Raw genomic sequence first — 19,209 nt, forward strand, 5'->3', positions numbered from 1 at the left:
TCAAGTCCCACATCTTTAGCGGGAGTAGTATTCGACGATCATCTGGACGTCAGCCTGGACCGGAACTTCCACGCGGCGCGGGCGGCGCACCAGAGTGAACTTCAGCTTCTCCAGATCAACATCGAGATATTCGGGAACCGCGGGGAGCACATCGCGGTGCGCACCCTGCGCAGCCACGAGGAACTGCGGGGAAGCCTGCGACTTCGGCTTGACCTGCACCACCTGACCCGGAGTCACGCGATAGGACGGGAGGTTGACGATCTTGCCGTCCACCATAACGTGGGAGTGGCCCACAACCTGACGAGCCTGCGCGATGGTACGCGCGAAGCCGGCGCGCAGCACCAGGGCATCCAGGCGCATTTCCAGCAGCTCCACGAGGTTTTCACCGGCCAGACCATCCTGGCGGCGCGCTTCTTCCCATACGCGGCGCATCTGCGCTTCGCGGATGCCGTACTGGGCACGCAGCCGCTGCTTTTCCTTGAGACGAACCGAGTAGTCGGAATCCTTGGTGCGGCCACGGCCGTGCTCACCGGGACGGTAGGGGCGGCGCTGCATATAGCGCTCCGCCTTCGGGGTGAGGGCGATGCCCAGGGCGCGCGACTGACGCACGGCCTTACGAGAACGATTTCCTGCCATTGATAATCTCCTGTAGATGTACGTTCCAGCGCCGGGCGGCGCCGGTTCGGGGCCAACACAATCGGCTAAGACCCCAGGTGTTACTTCTCGCAAAGCAACCGAACTAGTGTATCAGTTCTCCCGGCCGAGCACCTCGCGGTTATGTGCCAGCCTCGGAGTGATATTGGCCTCGTAGCCGCGGGTGGTGGGTTCGTAATAGCGAGTACCTTCCAAGCCCTCCGGCATAAATTGCATGGGAGCGATACCTTCCTCATAGTCGTGGGCGTAACGGTATCCCTCCCCGTAGCCCTGTTCAGCTGCGCCTTTGAAAGAGGCATTGCGCAGCGCGAGGGGTACCGGGGCGCTTTTCCCAGCCCGCACATCGGCAATAGCGGCATTAATGGCGCGGTAGGCCCGGTTTGATTTTGGGGCGGTGGCCAGGTGGACCACGGCTTCCGCGAGGATAATCCGCGCTTCAGGCATGCCCACCAGAGCCACTGCCTGGGCCGCCGCGGTGGCGGTTTGCAGCGCGGACGGATCGGCCATTCCCACATCTTCAGCCGCGGAAATCATGAGGCGGCGCGCGATGAACCGCGGATCCTCCCCCGCTTCCAACATGCGCGCCAGGTAATGCATCGCCGCATCCACATCCGAGCCGCGGATCGATTTAATAAAGGCGGAAATCACCTGGTAGTGCTCATCACCGTCACGGTCGTAACGTACGGTAGCGCCGTCGGCCGCCCGGGCAACATCTTCCACACTCACCCGTTGTTCCCCGCGGGCGCGTGCTCCGTCCACCGCGGCTTCCAGGAGGGTCAGGCTGCGCCGGCCATCCGCCCCGGCCAGGCGCACCAGGTTATATTCCGCATCTTCGTCCAGGGTATATGCCCCGCCCAGCCCGCGCTCACTGGTGAGGGCCCGATTGATGATGGCGCGGATATCGTCGTCGTTCAAACCGCGTAGCGTGATGAGAAGCGAGCGCGAGAGCAGCGGCGCCACCACGGAAAAGGCCGGATTTTCGGTGGTCGCGGCCACCAGGATCACCCACCCGTTTTCCACGGCCGGCAGCAGCGCGTCCTGCTGTGTTTTCGAGAAGCGATGCACCTCATCAATAAAAAGCACGGTCTCGGTACCGCTGCTCACCAGTTTGCGCCGGGCGCTATCCACCGCGGCACGCACGTCTTTCACCCCGGCGCTCACCGCCGATAGCTCAATAAAATCACGGTGGCCTGACCGGGCAATAAGGTACGCGAGGGTTGTTTTCCCCACCCCGGGCGGGCCCCATAAAAATACGGACGACGGCGCAGACCCGGCCTCCGCGTCAATGAGGCGGCGCAAGGGTGCGCCGCGGGCGAGCACCTCATCCTGACCGACCACCTCGGCGGCCGTGCGCGGGCGCATCCGCACCGCCAGCGGGCCGGTATCAGAATCGGGCACCCCGCGAGCATCAACCTGGCTACTTTCAAAGAGATCCACCCTCCCAGTCTACGAGCTCTGCACCTAGGCTCATGCTCCGACTACTGAAGTCACCGCAAAAGATCCAGGTCAAGCGTTCAAAAATGGCTTAAAAACCGCTATTTTTCGGGAAAATGAGCGATAATAGAGACATGACAGAGTTGTTAGCGCGTGCCTCTATTCGCCACCCGTGGAGAGTCATCATCACCTGGATATTGTGCGCCGTTGTTGCCGGTTTCGCCGCACTGTCAGGTTTCGGCCAGGGAGGCCTGTTCTCCCGTATGTCCTCCACCCAGGGCCTCACCACCGGCACCGAATCCGCCCGCGTCCTGGAACTCACCGATTCCCAGGGTGATTACCGCATGGTGGCCGTCATCCACGGAGCTGTGAATCCGCAGGAGCTGACCTCTGCTGTCGCTGATCTCAGTGAGGAGATCGCGAAAATACCCGGCGTTTCCAGCGCTCTGAGTTCCCCCTCCCTCGTGCGAGAAGCCGAAGCGGAAGGCGCAGCCCAGGCGGAGGAAAAAGCACGCGCAGAGTACCAGAAGGCCGCCGCGGCAGCCCAGCAGCAACTCACCGCCCAGATTGAGGCCGCCACCGCGCAGCTTATGCGCGCCGGAATGCCCCGCGAAGCAGCTCAGGCCCGTGCCACCCAGGAGGCGAGCGCCGCGGCCGCCGCGGCCCAGGCGGGCCAACCCAGCGAGGAAGAAATCGTCACCTCCGCACGTGAAGAAGGCATGAGCACCGCACGCACCCAGGCACGCGAGGAAACAGCCGGTTTGCGTGCCGCGGACGGCTTCGCCCTCGTCATCACCTTCACCTCGAAGGCGAATACCGAGGCCACCGAAGCCGATGTTGAGAAGGCTCTCCATGCTTTCGCGGCCACGAACTCTGTCCAGGTGGATGCCACCTCCGCGAACGCGGCAATGACCGCCATTAACGATGTGGCCCGTCACGATCTGGTGCGCGGGGAAGCCATTGGCCTCCCGGTAGCCCTCATCCTCATGGTGCTGGTCTTCGGCGGTGTCCTCACCGCCCTCATGCCGCTGGCCGGGGCTATTGTGGCCATCATTATTACCCTGGGTGGTATTTGGCTCCTCACTTTCATGGCGGATGTGGATTCCTTCGTGCTCAACGTGGTATCCATTATCGGTTTGGCACTCTCCATTGATTACGGCCTGCTGGTAGTCTCCCGCTACCGCGAAGAAATCACCCGCGGTATCGAAAGGCGCTACGGACCGGGTGCCCGCCCGGAGAAAAAGGAACTGGCCACCATTATGGAAGGAGCGCTGGCCACCACGGTTCGCACCGCCGGGCGCACCGTCATCTTCTCCGCCGTCACCATTGCTTTCGCCATTGCCGGGCTGCTGGCCTTCAATTCCCGCATTATTCGGGTGATCGCCATGGGCGGTTTCGTCGTCGTGCTGCTCGCGGTTATTTCCGCGGTGAGTTTGGTACCGGCGCTATTACGCATTGCCGGGCCACGGCTGGCCCAGCCCTCCGCGCTCGCGAAGATTCCCGGATTGGGGCACCTTATGCGCGCGGTGGGTGATACCCATACCGATCACGGGGTATTCTCCCGTATCGCCGGCTGGGTGCAGCGTCGCCCGTGGGTTATTATGACTGTGGTCACGGCCATCCTCGTGGTCATGATTATTCCTATTAAGGACACCACATTACGCACGGATACCAGTGAATATATTCCGGTGACGTCCTCGCCGGGCACCACTCAGGAGATACTGAAACGTGACTACCCGGATTTGAGCCAGCCGGCCATTACTGTCCTTGTCAAGGGTGATGATGCCGCGCTGCGCGAGCAATCCGAGTGGATCGCCGGGCTGCCGGCAGTTTCCAAGGTCGGGGAATCCACGAAAATGGATAACGGCTGGCATAACCTCGGGGTATTCGTGAGCGGTGGGGATCCTACCTCCGCCCAGGCCAGTAATACCGTTCGTGATATCCGCACGCATGCGGCAAGCGCCGCAAATACAGAGATTCTGGTGGGTGGCAGCGCCGCCATCCAGATTGATTTCAATGAGGTGCTGCGCGAAGGTGCACCCATTGCCTTCGCGGTGGTGCTACTCGCCGTACTGATTTTGCTCTTCCTCATGACCGGGTCGGTATTGATCCCCCTCAAGGCCATCATTATTAATTCGCTCTCCCTGGTGGCCTCCCTCGGGCTAACCGCTTTCCTCTTCGATAACGGCCTGCTGGGCTTGCCGGAAACGAATGGACTTACGGCGGTGGTAGTGGCTTGCGGCCTGGCCTTCGGATTCGGACTTTCCATGGATTACGAAGTGTTCTTGGTGGCCCGCATGAAGGAATACTGGGATTCCGGGGAATCGAATGATCGGGCGGTTTCGCTGGGCTTGCAGCGCTCCGGGCGGATTATTACCTCCGCGGCCGCGATTATCGTGGCGGTCTTCGTGGGGTTCTGCTTCGGGCAGATGCTCGCGATCAAGGAAGTGGGCGTGCTATTGGCCATCACCGTCATCGCGGATACTAGCCTCAGCCGTATCCTCCTGGTCCCGGCCACCATGACGGTGCTGGGCAAGTGGAATTGGTGGGCGCCGCGCTGGCTATCGCGTATTTACCAGCGTTTTGGGGTGTCCGAAGGCGGGCACCGCACCCTCGAACACCACGAGCCGGCAACCGCCACGGATGATGAGCCGAAGGCCCTTCTCACGGGTTCCACGTCGCTAAGCACCGACACCCCCAATACCCCCGCACACGCGAGCACCGTAACGCCGATGCCACGCGGCCGGCACGCCGCGTCATAATGGAGGCATGTCTGAAATCAATCACCTGAATCTAGCTGAACTCCTGGGTATCACCTGGTTACAGGCTGGCGCTATCGCAGTAGCCACCTGCCTTATCTACCTTTTCCTCGTGGTGATTTTGCGGGCCCTGGGGCAAAACGTGGTGAGCCGGCTTTCCACCTCGGATATGGCGGCCGTCGTCGTTATTGGGGCGATCGCGGGGCGCGTGACACTCGGACATACTCCCACCCTGGCCGGCGGCGTCGTCGCCCTTCTCACCCTGTTCTTCATGCAAGCGCTACTGCGTTTTATCGCGCTCTCGCACCGCGGGGAAGCCTGGGTGCACGCGCGGCCCGTCGTTATCTGGGCGCGCGGGGAACTCACACCCGCCGCGCGGCGGCACTCGACCACCACGGAAGAAATCATGATGGCTTTGCGCTTGCGCGGCGTTGCGTGTGTGGACGACGTCGCAGCTGTCATCCTTGAACCCAATGGGCAGCTATCGGTGCTCACCGGGCCGGCTGCCACGCTTGATCCACGCCTGCTTGCGGGTGTGAAAGACGCCGAGCGCATCTGAGCACGCTCGGCGTCTTCCCGCTATACCGCTAGGCTCGCGACCGCCGCTACGCGGCAGCCGGGCCGCTACTTTGCACTGGGCTCACCGGCAGCTACTGCCTCCTCCGCGAGGGGCGCCCCGGTGGCGGCATCCACCGCGCCAGAGCGAGCCTTCGGGGTGGCATCCACACCGGCTTCCTTACGCTGCTGCGCGGTAATTTCCGCGGGAGCATCCGTGAGGGGATCCCAACCGTTGCCGATCTTCGGGAAAGCGATAACATCGCGGATCGAAGGGGCCTTGACCAGCAGGGACACAATGCGATCCCAACCGAAAGCAATCCCACCGTGCGGGGGCGCACCGAATTTGAAAGCCTCGAGGAGGAAACCGAATTTCTCCTCCGCGGCCTCCTTATCGATACCCATGACTTTGAAGACACGCTCCTGGATATCGCGACGGTGGATACGGATGGAACCGCCGCCGATCTCGTTACCATTGCAGACGATATCGTAAGCATTCGTGAGCGCGCCGGCCGGATCGGTATCGAAAGTATCGAGGTGCTCGGGCTTGGGAGCGGTGAAAGCGTGATGGACCGCGGTCCAGCGCGAACCGAGGGCCACATCGCCTTCCGCCGCGGCCTGCGAGGCCGGCTTGAACATGGGGGCATCCACCACCCACACAAAAGCCCAGGCATCTTCATCGATAAGGCCCACCCGCTGGCCAATTTCCAAGCGGGCCGCGCCCAGCAGTTCACGGGAGAAGGTCGGCTCACCCGCGGCGAAGAAAATGCAATCCCCGGGCTTGGCGCCGGTCGCCTCGGCCAGGCCGGCACGTTCCGCATCGGTAATATTCTTGGCCACCGGACCGCCCAGGGTGCCATCCTCCGCGATGGTGACGTAGGCCAGACCGTGTGCACCGCGAGCCTTGGCCCATTCCTGCCACTTATCGAAGGTGCGCCGCGGCTGGGAGGCCCCGCCGGGCATAACCACCGCGCCCACATAGGGGTTCTGGAAGACCCGGAAAGTAGTGTCCTTGAAGTACTCGGTCAGGTCAGTAAGTTCCAGCCCGAAGCGTAGGTCCGGCTTATCCGAACCGTACTTTTCCATGGCGTCCTTGAAAGTCATCCGCGGAATCGGGGTGGCCAGGTCATAGCCAATGAGCTTCCAGATCTCACGCAGCACTTCTTCGGCGACCGCGATAACGTCATCTTGATCAACGAAGCTGATCTCCACGTCCAGCTGGGTGAACTCCGGTTGCCGATCCGCGCGGAAATCCTCATCGCGGTAGCAGCGGGCAATCTGGTAGTAGCGTTCCATCCCGCCCACCATGAGCAGCTGCTTAAAGAGCTGCGGGGACTGCGGCAGGGCGTACCAGGTTCCCGGGTTGAGGCGCGCCGGAACAATAAAATCGCGGGCGCCTTCCGGGGTGGAACGGGTGAGGGTCGGCGTTTCAATCTCCACGAAATCATGGCCGTCCAGCACCCGGCGGGCCGCTTGATTGACCTTCGCGCGCAGCCGCAGTGCCTTCTGTTCGTAGGAGCGACGCAAATCCAGGTAGCGGTACTTGAGACGCACATCTTCCGAAACCTTGCCGGAGCCTTCGGCGTGATCAGAGACCTGGAAGGGCAGGGCTTCGGCGGGGCTGAGGACCTCAACGTCCGTGGCCTCCACCTCGATCTCACCGGTGGCCAGGGCCGCGTTCGCATTGCCTTCCGGGCGTTCACGCACAATCCCGGTCACCTTAATGCAGAATTCGTTACGCAACTCGTGCGCAATTTCTTCGCGGACGGTCACCTGTGCGATACCCGAGGCATCGCGCAAATCAATGAAGGCGATACCCCCGTGGTCACGGCGGCGATCCACCCACCCGGTCAGCGTCACTTCGCTGTCAATATCACTTGCTCGCAGCGAGCCTGCATAACGAGTACGTAACACGCTTTTGTCACTCTTTCTTATCGTGGGAAACGGCTAGACGGGCCGTTCTGAGATGCTTGCGAGACGAGCAAGCACCAGATCCATGGTAGAACCCGCGGCGCACTCGGGGCAAAAGTTAGGCTTAGACCCTAACGGTGGCACACACCACCGCCTTTCTTGAGCTCCTCCTCTTCCTTTCTTCCCCCTCCCGCTGGTGTAATTGATCTAATGAGCAGGTATCTATCTCCGGAGCGCGAACGCCTTTTCCGTATTTTTTCCGTTGGCTTTATTTCGCTCGTTGCTTTTGAGAGCATGGCGGTCACCACGGCCATGCCTACCGTCGCGCGTGCTTTCGACGGTCAGAACCTTTACGCTCTCGCGCTCGGTGTGGTACTTGCTGCCCAACTCATGACAACGGCGCTCGCCGGGGAATGGTCCGATTCCAAAGGCCCACATTCCTGCCTGTACACCGGCGTTGTACTTCTCACCTTGGGGCTCACGATCTGTACCGTCTCCCCCAGCATGGAGATTTTCGTGGCCGGGCGCGCCATCCAGGGCCTGGGCGGGGGCCTCATTATCGTGCCCTTCTACACCATCGTGGGCAATAGCGTGCAGCCGCGTCGTCGCCCTGGATTCTTCACCGCTTTCGCCGCTGCCTGGGTCCTCCCCTCGCTTTTCGGCCCCCTGCTCGCCGGCATCATCGTTGAGGCAATGTCCTGGCGGTGGATTTTCGGTTTCGTACCGGCCACTATCCTGTTCATTGGTCCATTCTTCTTTATCGGTATGAACAAAATCCCGGATATTGATCGCGTCAAGAAGCCGATGAATATTCGCACCATGGTCATTCCAGCTTTCGGTACCGGCGCCCTGGTAGCCTGCCTGCAAATTATGAGCGGGGCAACCTCGCATAATGCGCACACTTTCGCCATTATCGGGGTGTGTGGAGTTGGCTTGCTCTTCTGCGCTCGCCCGCTCTTCCCGCGCGGGACTTTCCGTGCGCAACGCGGGCTTCCCGCCACTATTACCACCCGTGTATTGCTGGGAACATTCGTGGCAATCGAGATGTTTTTGCCCCTGCTGCTCCAGGATGTGCACGGGTGGAGCCCGGTGGAAGCCGGTCTTATTTTATCGGTTGGTTCAATTACCTGGGCGGTGGGCTCGTATTTCTCCGGGCGTATTACTAACGCGGCGCTGCGTCTACGCCTGCCGCTATGGGGCTCGATTGCCGATGCCATCGGGCTTGCCTTGGTGCTTGCCGGCTCGCACCACGCACTTCCCGGAAGTCTCGTCATTATTGGCTGGGCCATTGCCGGTATCGGTTGCGGTTTCGCTTTCCCGGCGCTGAGCGTGCATGCACTCGCCTGCACCTCTCAGGCGGGTCAGGGGCGCACCTCCTCTGCGCTCCAGGTCGCAGACTCCATGGGAACATCGCTCGTCGCCGCGATTATTGGCATTATCTATTCGGTTCTTACCCCGCCGCAGGATATTGCGCTTATGGCTGGAATCGCGGTATCCATTGCACTGACTATCGCAGGTGCGGTGGTGGCCAGCCGCATTGTGCCGCCCGCGGGCAGCGAGGCCGCGGCCAATCTTGCCGAATCGCAACGCCTGAGCGGCGTCGGCCCGGGTGGCGAACAACTGAGCGGCTCGGATATGCTCAGCGAGGATCCCAGCGCCGCGTGAACAGAGGGCAAGCTCACCGCGCATATCCGCCGTCAGACTTGCACCCCGGAGTAAACTAGTAGCGGCGCGTTTGCGTCCCCTGTGCCTATGTTAGGAATTCATGTCTGAACATCTCGGCGAAAATACGCCGTCTGATTCTTCCTCCACCGCCACCCCGGCGACTTTCGCTGACCTCGGACTTTCCGAGGAAACGCTCACCGCTATTCATGCTCTCGGTTTTGAGCACCCCTCCCCGATCCAGGAGCAGGCCATTCCGCTGCTGCTGAGCGGTCGGGACGTTATCGGTGTCGCCCAAACAGGAACAGGGAAAACTGCGGCATTCGGTTTGCCGCTCCTGGAACGGGTGGATACCAGCAACGCCGTTGTACAGGCACTTGTGCTCGCACCTACGCGCGAACTCGCGCTCCAGGGCGCGGATGCCATTGAATCTTTTGCCCGCGGCACGGATACCAAAGTGCTGGCCGTGTACGGCGGTTCGCCCTATCCCCCGCAGTTGCGCGCCCTCGAAAACGGCGTGCACGTGGTGGTGGGTACCCCCGGCCGCATTATGGATCTCATTGATCGTGGCGCGCTCGTGCTCGATCACGTTTCTTATTTCGTTTTGGACGAAGCGGACGAAATGCTGCGCATGGGCTTCGCGGAGGATGTGGAAAAGATCGCCTCCGATCTGCCCGAAGAGCGCGTATCGGCACTTTTCTCCGCCACCATGCCCCCGGCAATTCGCCGCGTGGCCGATTCTCACCTGAACGACCCGGAGGAAATTACCGTCACGCCGCCGGCCTCCACGGTTGCGAATATTACTCAGGAGTTCGCCGTGGTTCCGGCCCGCCGCAAGGTGGGAGCCCTCGCCCGGGTGCTCGCGGTTTCTGAAGCTGACGCCGCCCTCGTCTTCGTGCGCACCCGCGCCACCGCCGAGGATTTGGCGATTGAGCTGGGTACCCGCGGGGTGGCCACCGCGGCGCTTTCGGGCGACGTCGCCCAGAAGGATCGTGAACGTCTGGTTTCGCGCCTGCGTGACGGCACCCTCGATGTTCTTATCGCCACCGATGTGGCCGCGCGCGGCCTGGACGTGGAACGCATTGGGCTGGTCGTCAATTTTGATGTGCCACGCGAAGCCGATACTTACGTGCATCGTATCGGCCGCACCGGTCGCGCCGGGCGCGAGGGCCGCTCACTCACTTTCGTGACACCGAAAGAACTGCCGCGCCTGCGCCGCATCGCGAAAACCACCAAATCAAAGATGGAAGAAATCGATCTTCCCACCCCGGCCGAGGTCTCGAAACTGCGCGCCGCCAAGCTCATGGAGCAGGCTCGCACCCGTTTCGATGCCGGACGGCTCGGGGTCTACCGCGAGGTACTCGAACAATTCTTGGCCGCGCAGCAAAAGCAGCAGCAGAATGAGAACGACGACGCCGCAGCCGCTGCCCTCCCGCTTGACGAAAACGTTGCGGAAACTAGCGCAGCTCCAGCCTGTGATGGCGAGGAAGCTCGCGAGGAAACACCGGATATTTCCGAAGCGGCAGCAGATATAACCGAGGCGGATACTTCTTCTTCGGAAGCGCTGCCTTCGGAAGTAACGGAGCCGGCACCCGCGCCGATGAGCCTCGAGGATATTATCGTGGCCTTGCTTGCCTTGGGCGTGCGTGATCCCGGTCCTTCCGCGGATGAGGAGGAAAGCTTCACCGGGGAGGATAACCGCGATTCCTTCAAGAAGAAGCGCCGTGAAGCTCGCGAATTCAAGGGTGGGAAGCGCTACCGCATCGAAGTCGGGCATAAGGACCGGGTGCGGCCGGGAGCGATCGTTGGCGCGCTCACCCACGAAGGTGGGCTGCGCGGCTCGGACCTGGGCCACATCGATATCTACCCCACGTTCTCCCTGGTGGAAATTGGGGTGCCACTTTCTCCGGAAGCCCGCAGGCGCATTTCCGAAGCGCAGGTTTCCGGGCGTGCTCTGCGGATCTCTGAAGACAGCGGAGCTCCCGCCGCGCGCCGCTCAGGCCACAGCCGTTCGGATCGTGCTGGGCGTTCTGATCGGGGTGCACGCGGGGATCGGCGCGGGCGTGGCCGTAGTTCTTTCAACCGTGGCGATGATGGTGACTACGGTTCGGACTACCGGTCTGAGCGGCGCTCAGACCGGCGCCACGATCGGCATGATCGCGGGGAACGCCGCGGTGGGCGCGGGTGGCGTCGCTCATAGATTTTGCTATTCAGTGTTCACGCGCTGGTAACCATGCCCCGGTAGAGTGGTGACGGGTGGATAAACTTTCATCCATCACCACTCTTCCGAGGAGAATTCCATGCGTAAACTTATTGCCGGTCTTGCAGCTATCTGCACCGCATTCACTCTGACGGCGTGCTCGAACGGTTCCGGAAAGGATGCCGCTCCTTCTCGTGATGAGATCGTGGCCGGACTGAACGAGGGATTCGCTACCGCGATAAAGGAAACGGGTAGGTCCGCCCCGGCAGGACTTCAAGAAGCCATGCTTTCTAGCTTTGTTGGGTGCATAGCAGATGGGGCTATCGAACAGGGTGTTTCGGCGGAGAGCCTCAAGATTATTGCCACGGGTGACGCTGATAAATTCAATGACCTTCCGGAGAAAGATGATGCGCTGCTCCAAAAGATCACCGAGGGCTGCGTAACGAAGCTCATCGGCCAGCCCCAGGGCTAATACTCTTCGCGAAGAGCCACCGGGTAATACCGCACCCAATGGACATACGACCCGGTGTTTGACGCAACGTCACTCAAGCACCCGCCGGGCAGCGCGGCGGCGGATCTCACGCGGGCACCCCGCGAGCGAAAGCCGCGTAGCTGATAGTATCTACTTGTTTTATTCCGCATGGAAATGAGTGAAAATGCGTAAACTTTTAGGTGCAGCAGCCGCGGTATGTCTCGCGGTGAGCCTGGCTGCATGCTCGGGTACCAGCGATAAATCAGAATCGGCTTCGCCGGCTCCGGAAACTTCTGCTGCTACTTCGGCGCCGGCGGCTCCCTCGGCTACCAATACGAGCACCGCTCAGCCTTCCGCTCCGATCACCGATAAGGGGCCTGCGGCTATTGCAACGGACGGCCCGGCTCCTACTCGCGATGAGGTGAGCGCCGGTATGCTTGCCGCTACTTCCGAGCTGCTCAAGAACACCCAGGATATCCCGGAAGCTCAGAAGGCGATGCTTCCCCTGCTGGTGGAATGCACGGTCGATGAATCGTTGAGCCGTGGCCTGTCCGAGCAGGGCCAGCGTAATATCGCCGCCAAGATCCTCTTGCTCTCTCAGGAAGACCAGGCGATTATGGGAGAAGCAGCCAAGGTCTGCGGGGATAAGTTCGGGGCTAATAATCAATAGTCATTGTGCTCGCACAGGATGCGATTTTCGATACTTAATTAATTGCAGGCTATGTTCCTGACGCGCACTTTGTGCGGCTCGGGTAAGACGCAGATGACTAAGGGCGGGAGTCTCCACTGAAGGAGACTCCCGCCCTTAGTCCGCTTTGTTTATGGGCGCTGGGTTTTAGGCATCCCATCCGGTGAGGCGCAGGCGACGCGCCCGCCCGGATACCCCGCGCGCGGAGAGTTCACGGAGCTTCTCAAGGGAGTCAGTACCGGCCCGCACCTGGGTGCCGGAAAGCCCATCGAGCTCGCCTGCCGCAAATGCCTGGGCGATAGCTACCGATTCCCCGAGCGGTACCCATTCGGTGCGGTCGCGATAGCGTTTCATGGAGGCCGTCATATCGGTTTTCACCGCTCCCGGATTGAGGGACAGTACCCGCAAGCCGTGCTTATATCCGGCTAGATGCAAAGAAGCCGCCAGCCGCAAGAGCGCTGTTTTCGAGGTGTAATAGGACACCGCATCCGCCGAATCGTGGGAGGCCGCGGTGGCGGAAAGATCAAGAATTCTCCCCCCGCCGCGTTCTAGCATAATCGGCACCAAAGTTTTCGCTAGCTGGAATGGCGCCTCCACGTTAATGGCGATGGTGCGCTGGAAATCCTCCAGACTGGTATCCCAGGGAAGTTCTTCTTCCCCGTAGACCCCGGCGGAATTGAGCACCATATCGGGTGCGCCTTCCTCCAGGAGGATGCGCAGCATCTCCCGGATAGAGGATTCCTTGGCTAGATCACACCCGAGGGTAATAATCTGGGCACCCCGGATCTCGCATTCGGTAGCGGTACCATCCAAATTGGAAAGCTTGGTCGCCAGCAAAACGAGGGTGCGCCCGGGCGCCGCTAAGCCAATAGCAAGCTCCTTACCCACGCCCCGCGAAGCTCCGGTGATGAGAATCCGGCGGGCCGGTGCCAGTCCTTCCGATTCTTGCCGCGTCATTACGCCCTCAGCTCCGCGCCGAAATCTTTGCGCATCCGGCGTGCTACCCGGTGGCGTACCTGGGCAGTTTCCTCAGCGGTCAGGGTGTGATCGGTGCGGAAACGCAGCGAGAATGCCAGTGACTTCTTACCTTCCGGTACAGGATCGCCCGTGAACACATCGAAGAGTTCAACATCTTCAAGAATTTCCCCGGCAGCCGCTACGATAGCTGCGCGGACCTCGCCGGCAATCACGTCGGCATCAACAATAAAGGCGAGGTCTTCCTTGGCGACCGGGCTGGTCCATACCGGTTTCACCGCGGCGGGTTCCACGGTTTCCGGAAGTGCGGCGTCGGTATTCACCTCGAAAGCAACCGAACGCATCGGAATATCCAAGGCCTTGCAGACGGCCGGAGCAAGTTCCCCGGCGTAGCCAACAACGCGATCCCCTTTCAGGATGGCCGCGCAGCGCCCCGGATGCCAGGGTGCCTGGTTCGCAGCCCGCACCGAAACCTCGGCGAGCATCCCGGCAGCGCGCCGCCCGGCTTCCACCGCGTCACGCCAATCCCAGGTTTCCACCGGGTACCCGGCTCGGGCGGCGGTACGCGGCCCGCAGGCCACCCCGGCCACGTGATGGGGTTGGGAGGGAATAGCCGCGTGCAGGGCGGCAATTTCTTCCTCGGAAGGCCGCTGGCCGGCCGCCGGAATCGGAGCCGGGCTAATCCCAGCTGGCCGGCTCACCGTGCCCATCTCAAAGACCGCCACCGCCGGATTACCGCGCTTGACGTTGAGCGAGGCCACCGGGATGAGGGTATCGAGCAGGGAGGTGCGCAGCAGATTGGCCTCATCTTGCAGCGGGTTAGCCAAGGCGATAGCGGTGCGCCGCTCATCATCGGCGGCGTAGCCGAGCTCATCGAAACGCGCGGCCGGAATAAAGGGGTAGGTCAGCACCTGCACCCACCCGGTTTCCGCCAGGGTACGCGCAATATCGCGGCGCTGGCCCTGCGCGGGGCTCAGGCCCCGCCCGGCCGGAGCTGCCGGAACTGCGGTGGGAATCGCATCATAGCCTTCCAGGCGCGCGATTTCCTCCACCAGGTGAGCCGAGCCCACCAGGTCCGGGCGCCAGGTGGGAGGCTGCACACTCCACACCGCGCCGCCGCGTTCCACCGTGCAGCCAATATCCGTGAGGATATCCGCGATACGATCCTCGCTCAGCTGCAAAGAGGTCAGGCGTTCCACATCCGCAACTGGGAAAGCGAGCGCGGGCAACTGGTGTACCTGCCCGTACACAAAGACTTCATCTGTTGCTTCTCCCCCGCCGTATTCCACCAAAAGGTCGACGACGCGCTGCGCGGCCACCGCGGCCACCGCGGGATCGACCCTGCGTTCGAACCGCTTGGATGCTTCGGTGGGGAGCTTATGGCGCCGGGCGCTACGCGCCACCGATACGGCATCGAAATGCGCTGCTTCCACCAGCACATTGCAGGTTTCCGCGGTGATCTCCGTATCGGCCCCGCCCATCACACCGGCCAGGCCGAGCACGCGCTCTCCCCCGTTATCTGTAATAAGAAGATCTTCCGGATCGAGCGTGCGTTCCACATCATCGAGGGTGGTAAGTTTTTCACCCGCGGTGGCGCGCCGCACCACCAACCCGCCGCCGCGAATCTTATCCAGATCGTAGGCGTGCAGGGGTTGGCCCAGGTCCAGCATCACGTAATTCGTGGCATCAACCGCCAAGGAAATGGAGCGCTGCCCCGCTTGCTGAAGACGGCGTCCCATCCAAGCCGGGGAAGGCGCAGCCGGATCCACCCCGCGCACCACTCGAGTAACGAAGAGGTCGCAGCCGGGTTTGCCGTGAATCGGCGCAGTATCTTCCACCCGCACCGGGAACCCGGTGGGGGTGGCTTCCGGGAGCGGAGCATCCGCCAGGCCCGGGTCGGTGAAGCGCGCCCCGGTGGAGTGGTGGTATTCGCGGGCTACCCCGCGCATGGAGAAGCAGTACCCGCGATCCGGGGTCACGTTAATTTCCAGGGTCTCCCCCGGCAGGCCCAGGAATTGCCGCGCGTCACTGCCGAGTTCCACACTGGCCGCTGCTGTGTCGTCGAGAACAATAATGCCCGCGCTTTCATCCGATAGCCCGAGTTCGCGTTCCGAACACATCATGCCGTCGGAAATATGGCCGTAAGTTTTGCGGGCCGCGATCTCAAAACCGCCCGGCAGCACGGCGCCGGGAAGGGAGACGACCACGGTATCGCCCACCTCGAAGTTATGGGCACCGCAAATAATGCCGCGCGAGGGCAGTTCGGATGGTTCCCGCCCGGTTCCGGGTTCGTCATTGTATTGACCCACGTCCACGCGGCAGTAGTTAATGATCTTGCCGTTGCTTTGTTTCTTCGGTTCGCGGCTGAGCACCCGGCCGAACACCAGCGGGCCGGTGACCGCGCCCGGGTGGATTGTTTCTTCTTCCAGGCCGACTTTTACCAGCGCGGCAGCCAGCTGCGCGGGGCTGAGGTCCTCGGGCAGCTCCACGTGCGAGCCCAGCCATTCCTGCGGAATCAGTGGCATTAGTTTCCCCTCCCGGTGGTTCCGAATTGCATGGAGAAGCGCACATCGCCTTCCACCATGTCACGCATATCAGCGATGGAATTACGCAGCATCAGGGTGCGCTCCAGGCCCATTCCGAAGGCGAAGCCGGTATAAACATCCGGGTCAATGCCGTTATTGCGCAGCACTTCCGGATTGACCATGCCGCAGCCGCCCCATTCGATCCAGCCCGGGCCGCCCTTCTTCTGCGGGAACCACAGGTCCATTTCGGCACTCGGTTCGGTGAAGGGGAAGAAGGATGGGCGCAGGCGCGCCTTCGCTTCCGGCCCGAACATATGGCGGGCGAAGTGATCCAGGGTGCCCTTGAGGTGGGCCATGGTCAGACCCTTATCCACGGCCAGACCTTCCACCTGGTGGAAAACCGGGGTGTGGGTGGCATCCAGCGCGTCGGTGCGGAATACCTTACCCGGGCAGGCGATGTAAAGCGGAGCCCCGCGGCGCAGCAGCGCGTGGGATTGCACCGGCGAGGTGTGGGTGCGCAACACCAGGTTGCGTTCCTCGGTAACCCCACCATCAGGGCCGACGACGCCCGATACGTAGAAGGTATCTTGCATCTGGCGTGCCGGGTGGTCAGGCCCGAAATTCAGGGAGTCGAAGTTGAACCACTCGTGCTCCACTTCGGGGCCTTCGGCGATCTCCCAGCCCATGGCAATAAAGAAGTCAGCAATATCCTCACTGAGAACCGTGAGCGGGTGGCGCGCACCGCGCGGAGAGCGGTTGGTTGGCACCGTGACATCCACCGTTTCGGTGGCCAGGGCCGCGGCCGCTTCCGCCTCCTCAATGCGGGCGGTGGCACTGGCGAGGGCCGCCTGGATTTCCTTGCGGGCCGCGCCCAGAAGTTTGCCGGCGATGGGCTTTTCTTCTTTGGCGAGGTTCCGGATCTGCATATTCGCGTGAGTGATCGGAGCATTATCACCGCTGTGCGCCAGCCGCGCGGCTTTCAACTCCTCGAGAGTGGTGGCCGCCGCAAAAGCGCTACATGCCTGCGCGACGGCTGCCTGCACTCCCGCTTCGTCCAGGGGACTGAGCTGTGAGGACATAGCTGCCTTTCTTGTTGTTAACCATGTCAATTCTAGTCAAACTCGCCGGGAGTGCGTAACAGCGGGGCCGAGATGGACTCGGCCCCGCTGTGAGGTTACTGGTAGGTTGCTTGCGCCGCGGTACGCGGCGCCGGCGTCGTTCCTAGAATTTAGCGCTGGTTCAAGGGAACCTCAGGCCAGAGCTTGTCCCAGGAATGCCCGGTGAGGTCTTCGGCAACCTTGCGAGCTTCGGGAGTGGCATCTTCCTTCGCCCCGCCCGCTTCGAGGCGGTGGATCTCATCCATGAGAATGGCGTGGGTGTGCTTATCCAGCTTGACGAAGCGAGACACCAGCAGCGCCACCCCGATGAGGATCGCGGGAAGGATGACCGTCACGAAGGCGATCATATGGGAAGCGCCGGCGGACTGAACCACCTGGCAGGAGCCTTCCAGCGCGCCGGAGGCATCCACCTTGCAGGCACCTTCGTGCAGCGGGGTGTAGCCGGAGGCCGCGAGGTTCGTGCCCTTTTCCAGCGGGTTGACGAAGCCGCCCAGGTCCATGAACCAGCCCACGAGGAAGGTTCCCAGCGCACCGGTGGACTTGCGCCCGAAGGTCATGACGGCGGCGTAGATGCCGGCGCGATCTTCGCGGGTCATGATGTAGTCAACGTCCGGGATGAAGGGGTACACATTCCACGGGGTGTATTCGAGCAGCGCGCGCCCGCACTGGTAGATGACCGCGGTGGCCAGCAGGTAGATGAAGGCATTGCTTTCCGGCCCGATAAGGTAGATCGCACCCACGCCCGCCAGCGAGGCGAGGATCAGTGTGAAGGAGAAGGCCCACAGGAAGCGCGGCCCGTGCGAGAGCATGAGGAACATGGCCCAGATAGTCATGGGGATACCCACGATGGATACGGCCTGCAGCCAGAAGCCCTGGGATTCGCTCATCCCCACCGCGTAGACCGCGAAGAAGGTCAGCGCCGAAGCGTACACATCCTTGCCGGTGAAGGAGAAGAGGTAGACCGTCAGGTGCTTGTTGTAGGAAGAGTTGCGGAATACCGAGGTAAATTCCACCGCGGTGTGCTTGAGCATCTGGAAACCGTTCATCTTCGGCATCGCATCGAGTTCGGCCACGAATTCCGGAGTGAGCGGACGCTCCCAGGTGGTGGCGTAGGTGGTGAATACACCGATGGCGAAGAGCACCGCGAAGGCGCCGCCGATTCCGAGGTAGGCCCAGGGGTTGGACACGTTACCGCGCACCAGCGCCGGGATGAAGAACACCACGAAGGTACCGGTGGCCGAGCAGAACATGCGCATAGACGAGAGTGTGGTGCGTTCTTCGTACTTGCGGGTCATTTCCGTGGGCAGGGTCTCCCACGGAATGAGGATGATCGCGATAATAACCTCGATCAGCAGGTAGATAACGAGGTAGTACCAGAATCCGCCGAAGGGAATCCACAGCAGCGGGAAGATGAGGAGCAGTAGGGGCGCGCCGATCATGAGGAAGAAGTGGCGCCGGCCGAAACGCCGACCCAGCTTTGTACGGTAGAAACCGTCCGTGAGCGGGCCGATAAACACCGAGATAACGGCGTCCACGATACGAGCCACACCGAGGATAAGACCGCCCTGGGTAGCCGTTACCCCGCCGTAATTCGTGAAGAAGTACAGCAGCAGACCGGAGATGATGGTATTCCACCCACCACCCATGAGGTCCACCAGCCCGAAACAAATACCGCGACCAATGGTGATCGGCTTGGCGGTGTACACGCGCAGCTTGGAGAGTTTCTCCAGCTCACCACGCTTATCGGCGTCTAATGCGCCGCTATTGTGTGTTCCCATTTTCTTTTGTCTTTCTGTGAAAGGAGGAACGGTGGTGGTTCGCCATCGACTCTTACCGCGCTCAGGCCCGGCTTCCGTACCCGCGCGAGCTGTTACCGCGCTACACTGCCGCGAAGCTATCACTACCGCTCTTTCGCATCAAAAGCTTATAAGTTTCCGCGGCTTTCCAGCAGTTACCTAGCTCTCCCGTTCGTATCGTGGACGAGGAACGTGCCGCCGCGGAGATTCTCTGAAAACCGCGGATTCTCGCGGTTTTTTGCACGACGACGGCGCTTGCGCGCTCCTATCCACCCCTATCATGATATTTTTCACATTTAGAAATTCTCGTTTCGGGTTTTCAAATACTCCCCCGAAAACCGCGTGTTTTCGCGTAAAGTGAGGGTACGTGCCGCGGCGGCGTCGCCGATGGCCGCACCCCCGGTCTCTGCGCCCGCGTGCCTCCTGGCCCGGTGGAGTACCTTAAAAGAAGAAAGCCGAG

General features: G+C 61.7%; 13 protein-coding genes. 6 read left to right on the forward strand and 7 right to left on the reverse strand.

Annotated features, from left to right (window positions below; translation table 11 throughout):
* Window positions 1–15: 15 nt before the first annotated feature.
* Both rpsD and HMPREF9237_RS05965 read right to left on the reverse strand, forming a co-directional pair.
* Entirely contained in the window at window positions 16–636 is a 621-nt protein-coding gene (gene rpsD, locus HMPREF9237_RS05960; protein ID WP_016442833.1) for a 30S ribosomal protein S4, read from the reverse strand.
* Between the two features lie 111 nt (window positions 637–747).
* Window positions 748–2,091 (reverse strand): replication-associated recombination protein A, encoded by a 1,344-nt coding sequence (locus tag HMPREF9237_RS05965; protein ID WP_016442834.1) that lies wholly within the window; start codon window positions 2,089–2,091, stop codon window positions 748–750.
* Window positions 2,092–2,222: 131 nt separating this feature from the next.
* On the opposite strand from HMPREF9237_RS05965, the gene HMPREF9237_RS05970 reads away from it, so the two are divergent.
* Both HMPREF9237_RS05970 and HMPREF9237_RS05975 read left to right on the forward strand, forming a co-directional pair.
* Window positions 2,223–4,850: an MMPL family transporter gene (locus tag HMPREF9237_RS05970; RefSeq protein ID WP_155875947.1), complete on the forward strand. Its 2,628-nt coding sequence runs from the start codon at window positions 2,223–2,225 to the stop codon at window positions 4,848–4,850.
* Window positions 4,851–4,857: 7 nt separating this feature from the next.
* Window positions 4,858–5,406, forward strand: coding sequence for a DUF421 domain-containing protein (locus tag HMPREF9237_RS05975; protein WP_016442836.1), 549 nt, complete (start codon window positions 4,858–4,860; stop codon window positions 5,404–5,406).
* A 65-nt stretch (window positions 5,407–5,471) separates the two neighbouring features.
* On the opposite strand, the gene aspS is transcribed toward HMPREF9237_RS05975, so the two are convergent.
* Window positions 5,472–7,316: an aspartate--tRNA ligase gene (aspS, locus tag HMPREF9237_RS05980; protein ID WP_016442837.1), complete on the reverse strand. Its 1,845-nt coding sequence runs from the start codon at window positions 7,314–7,316 to the stop codon at window positions 5,472–5,474.
* 207 nt (window positions 7,317–7,523) lie between these two features.
* On the opposite strand from aspS, the gene HMPREF9237_RS05985 reads away from it, so the two are divergent.
* From HMPREF9237_RS05985 to HMPREF9237_RS06000, 4 genes are all read left to right on the forward strand, one after another.
* A complete protein-coding gene (locus HMPREF9237_RS05985; protein WP_016442838.1) occupies window positions 7,524–8,978 on the forward strand; it encodes an MFS transporter in 1,455 nt (484 codons plus the stop codon).
* 100 nt (window positions 8,979–9,078) lie between these two features.
* Complete coding sequence (locus HMPREF9237_RS05990) at window positions 9,079–11,175, forward strand: DEAD/DEAH box helicase (protein WP_016442839.1); 2,097 nt, start codon at window positions 9,079–9,081, stop codon at window positions 11,173–11,175.
* Window positions 11,176–11,275: 100 nt separating this feature from the next.
* On the forward strand, window positions 11,276–11,647 hold the full coding sequence (locus tag HMPREF9237_RS05995) for a hypothetical protein (RefSeq protein ID WP_016442840.1): 372 nt from the start codon (window positions 11,276–11,278) through the stop codon (window positions 11,645–11,647).
* 184 nt (window positions 11,648–11,831) lie between these two features.
* The gene (locus HMPREF9237_RS06000; RefSeq protein WP_016442841.1) at window positions 11,832–12,317 is read left to right on the forward strand and encodes a hypothetical protein; all 486 of its coding nucleotides are present in this window, start codon (window positions 11,832–11,834) and stop codon (window positions 12,315–12,317) included.
* A 165-nt stretch (window positions 12,318–12,482) separates the two neighbouring features.
* On the opposite strand, the gene HMPREF9237_RS06005 is transcribed toward HMPREF9237_RS06000, so the two are convergent.
* The 4 genes from HMPREF9237_RS06005 to HMPREF9237_RS06020 form a co-directional block, all read right to left on the reverse strand.
* Window positions 12,483–13,292, reverse strand: a complete 810-nt coding sequence (locus HMPREF9237_RS06005; protein ID WP_016442842.1) for an SDR family NAD(P)-dependent oxidoreductase — start codon at window positions 13,290–13,292, stop codon at window positions 12,483–12,485.
* Entirely contained in the window at window positions 13,292–15,835 is a 2,544-nt protein-coding gene (gene pheT, locus HMPREF9237_RS06010) for a phenylalanine--tRNA ligase subunit beta (RefSeq protein ID WP_016442843.1), read from the reverse strand. Before pheT ends, HMPREF9237_RS06005 begins: the two co-directional genes overlap by 1 nt.
* A complete protein-coding gene (gene pheS / locus HMPREF9237_RS06015; RefSeq protein WP_016442844.1) occupies window positions 15,835–16,914 on the reverse strand; it encodes a phenylalanine--tRNA ligase subunit alpha in 1,080 nt (359 codons plus the stop codon). The genes pheT and pheS overlap by 1 nt, the downstream gene beginning before the upstream one ends.
* Window positions 16,915–17,063: 149 nt before the next feature.
* Window positions 17,064–18,731: an MFS transporter gene (locus HMPREF9237_RS06020; RefSeq protein WP_016442845.1), complete on the reverse strand. Its 1,668-nt coding sequence runs from the start codon at window positions 18,729–18,731 to the stop codon at window positions 17,064–17,066.
* Window positions 18,732–19,209 lie beyond the last annotated feature (478 nt).

Origin of the sequence: Actinotignum schaalii FB123-CNA-2 (genome assembly GCF_000411135.1) — a bacterium.
In the GTDB taxonomy this organism is placed as follows: domain Bacteria; phylum Actinomycetota; class Actinomycetes; order Actinomycetales; family Actinomycetaceae; genus Actinotignum; species Actinotignum schaalii_A.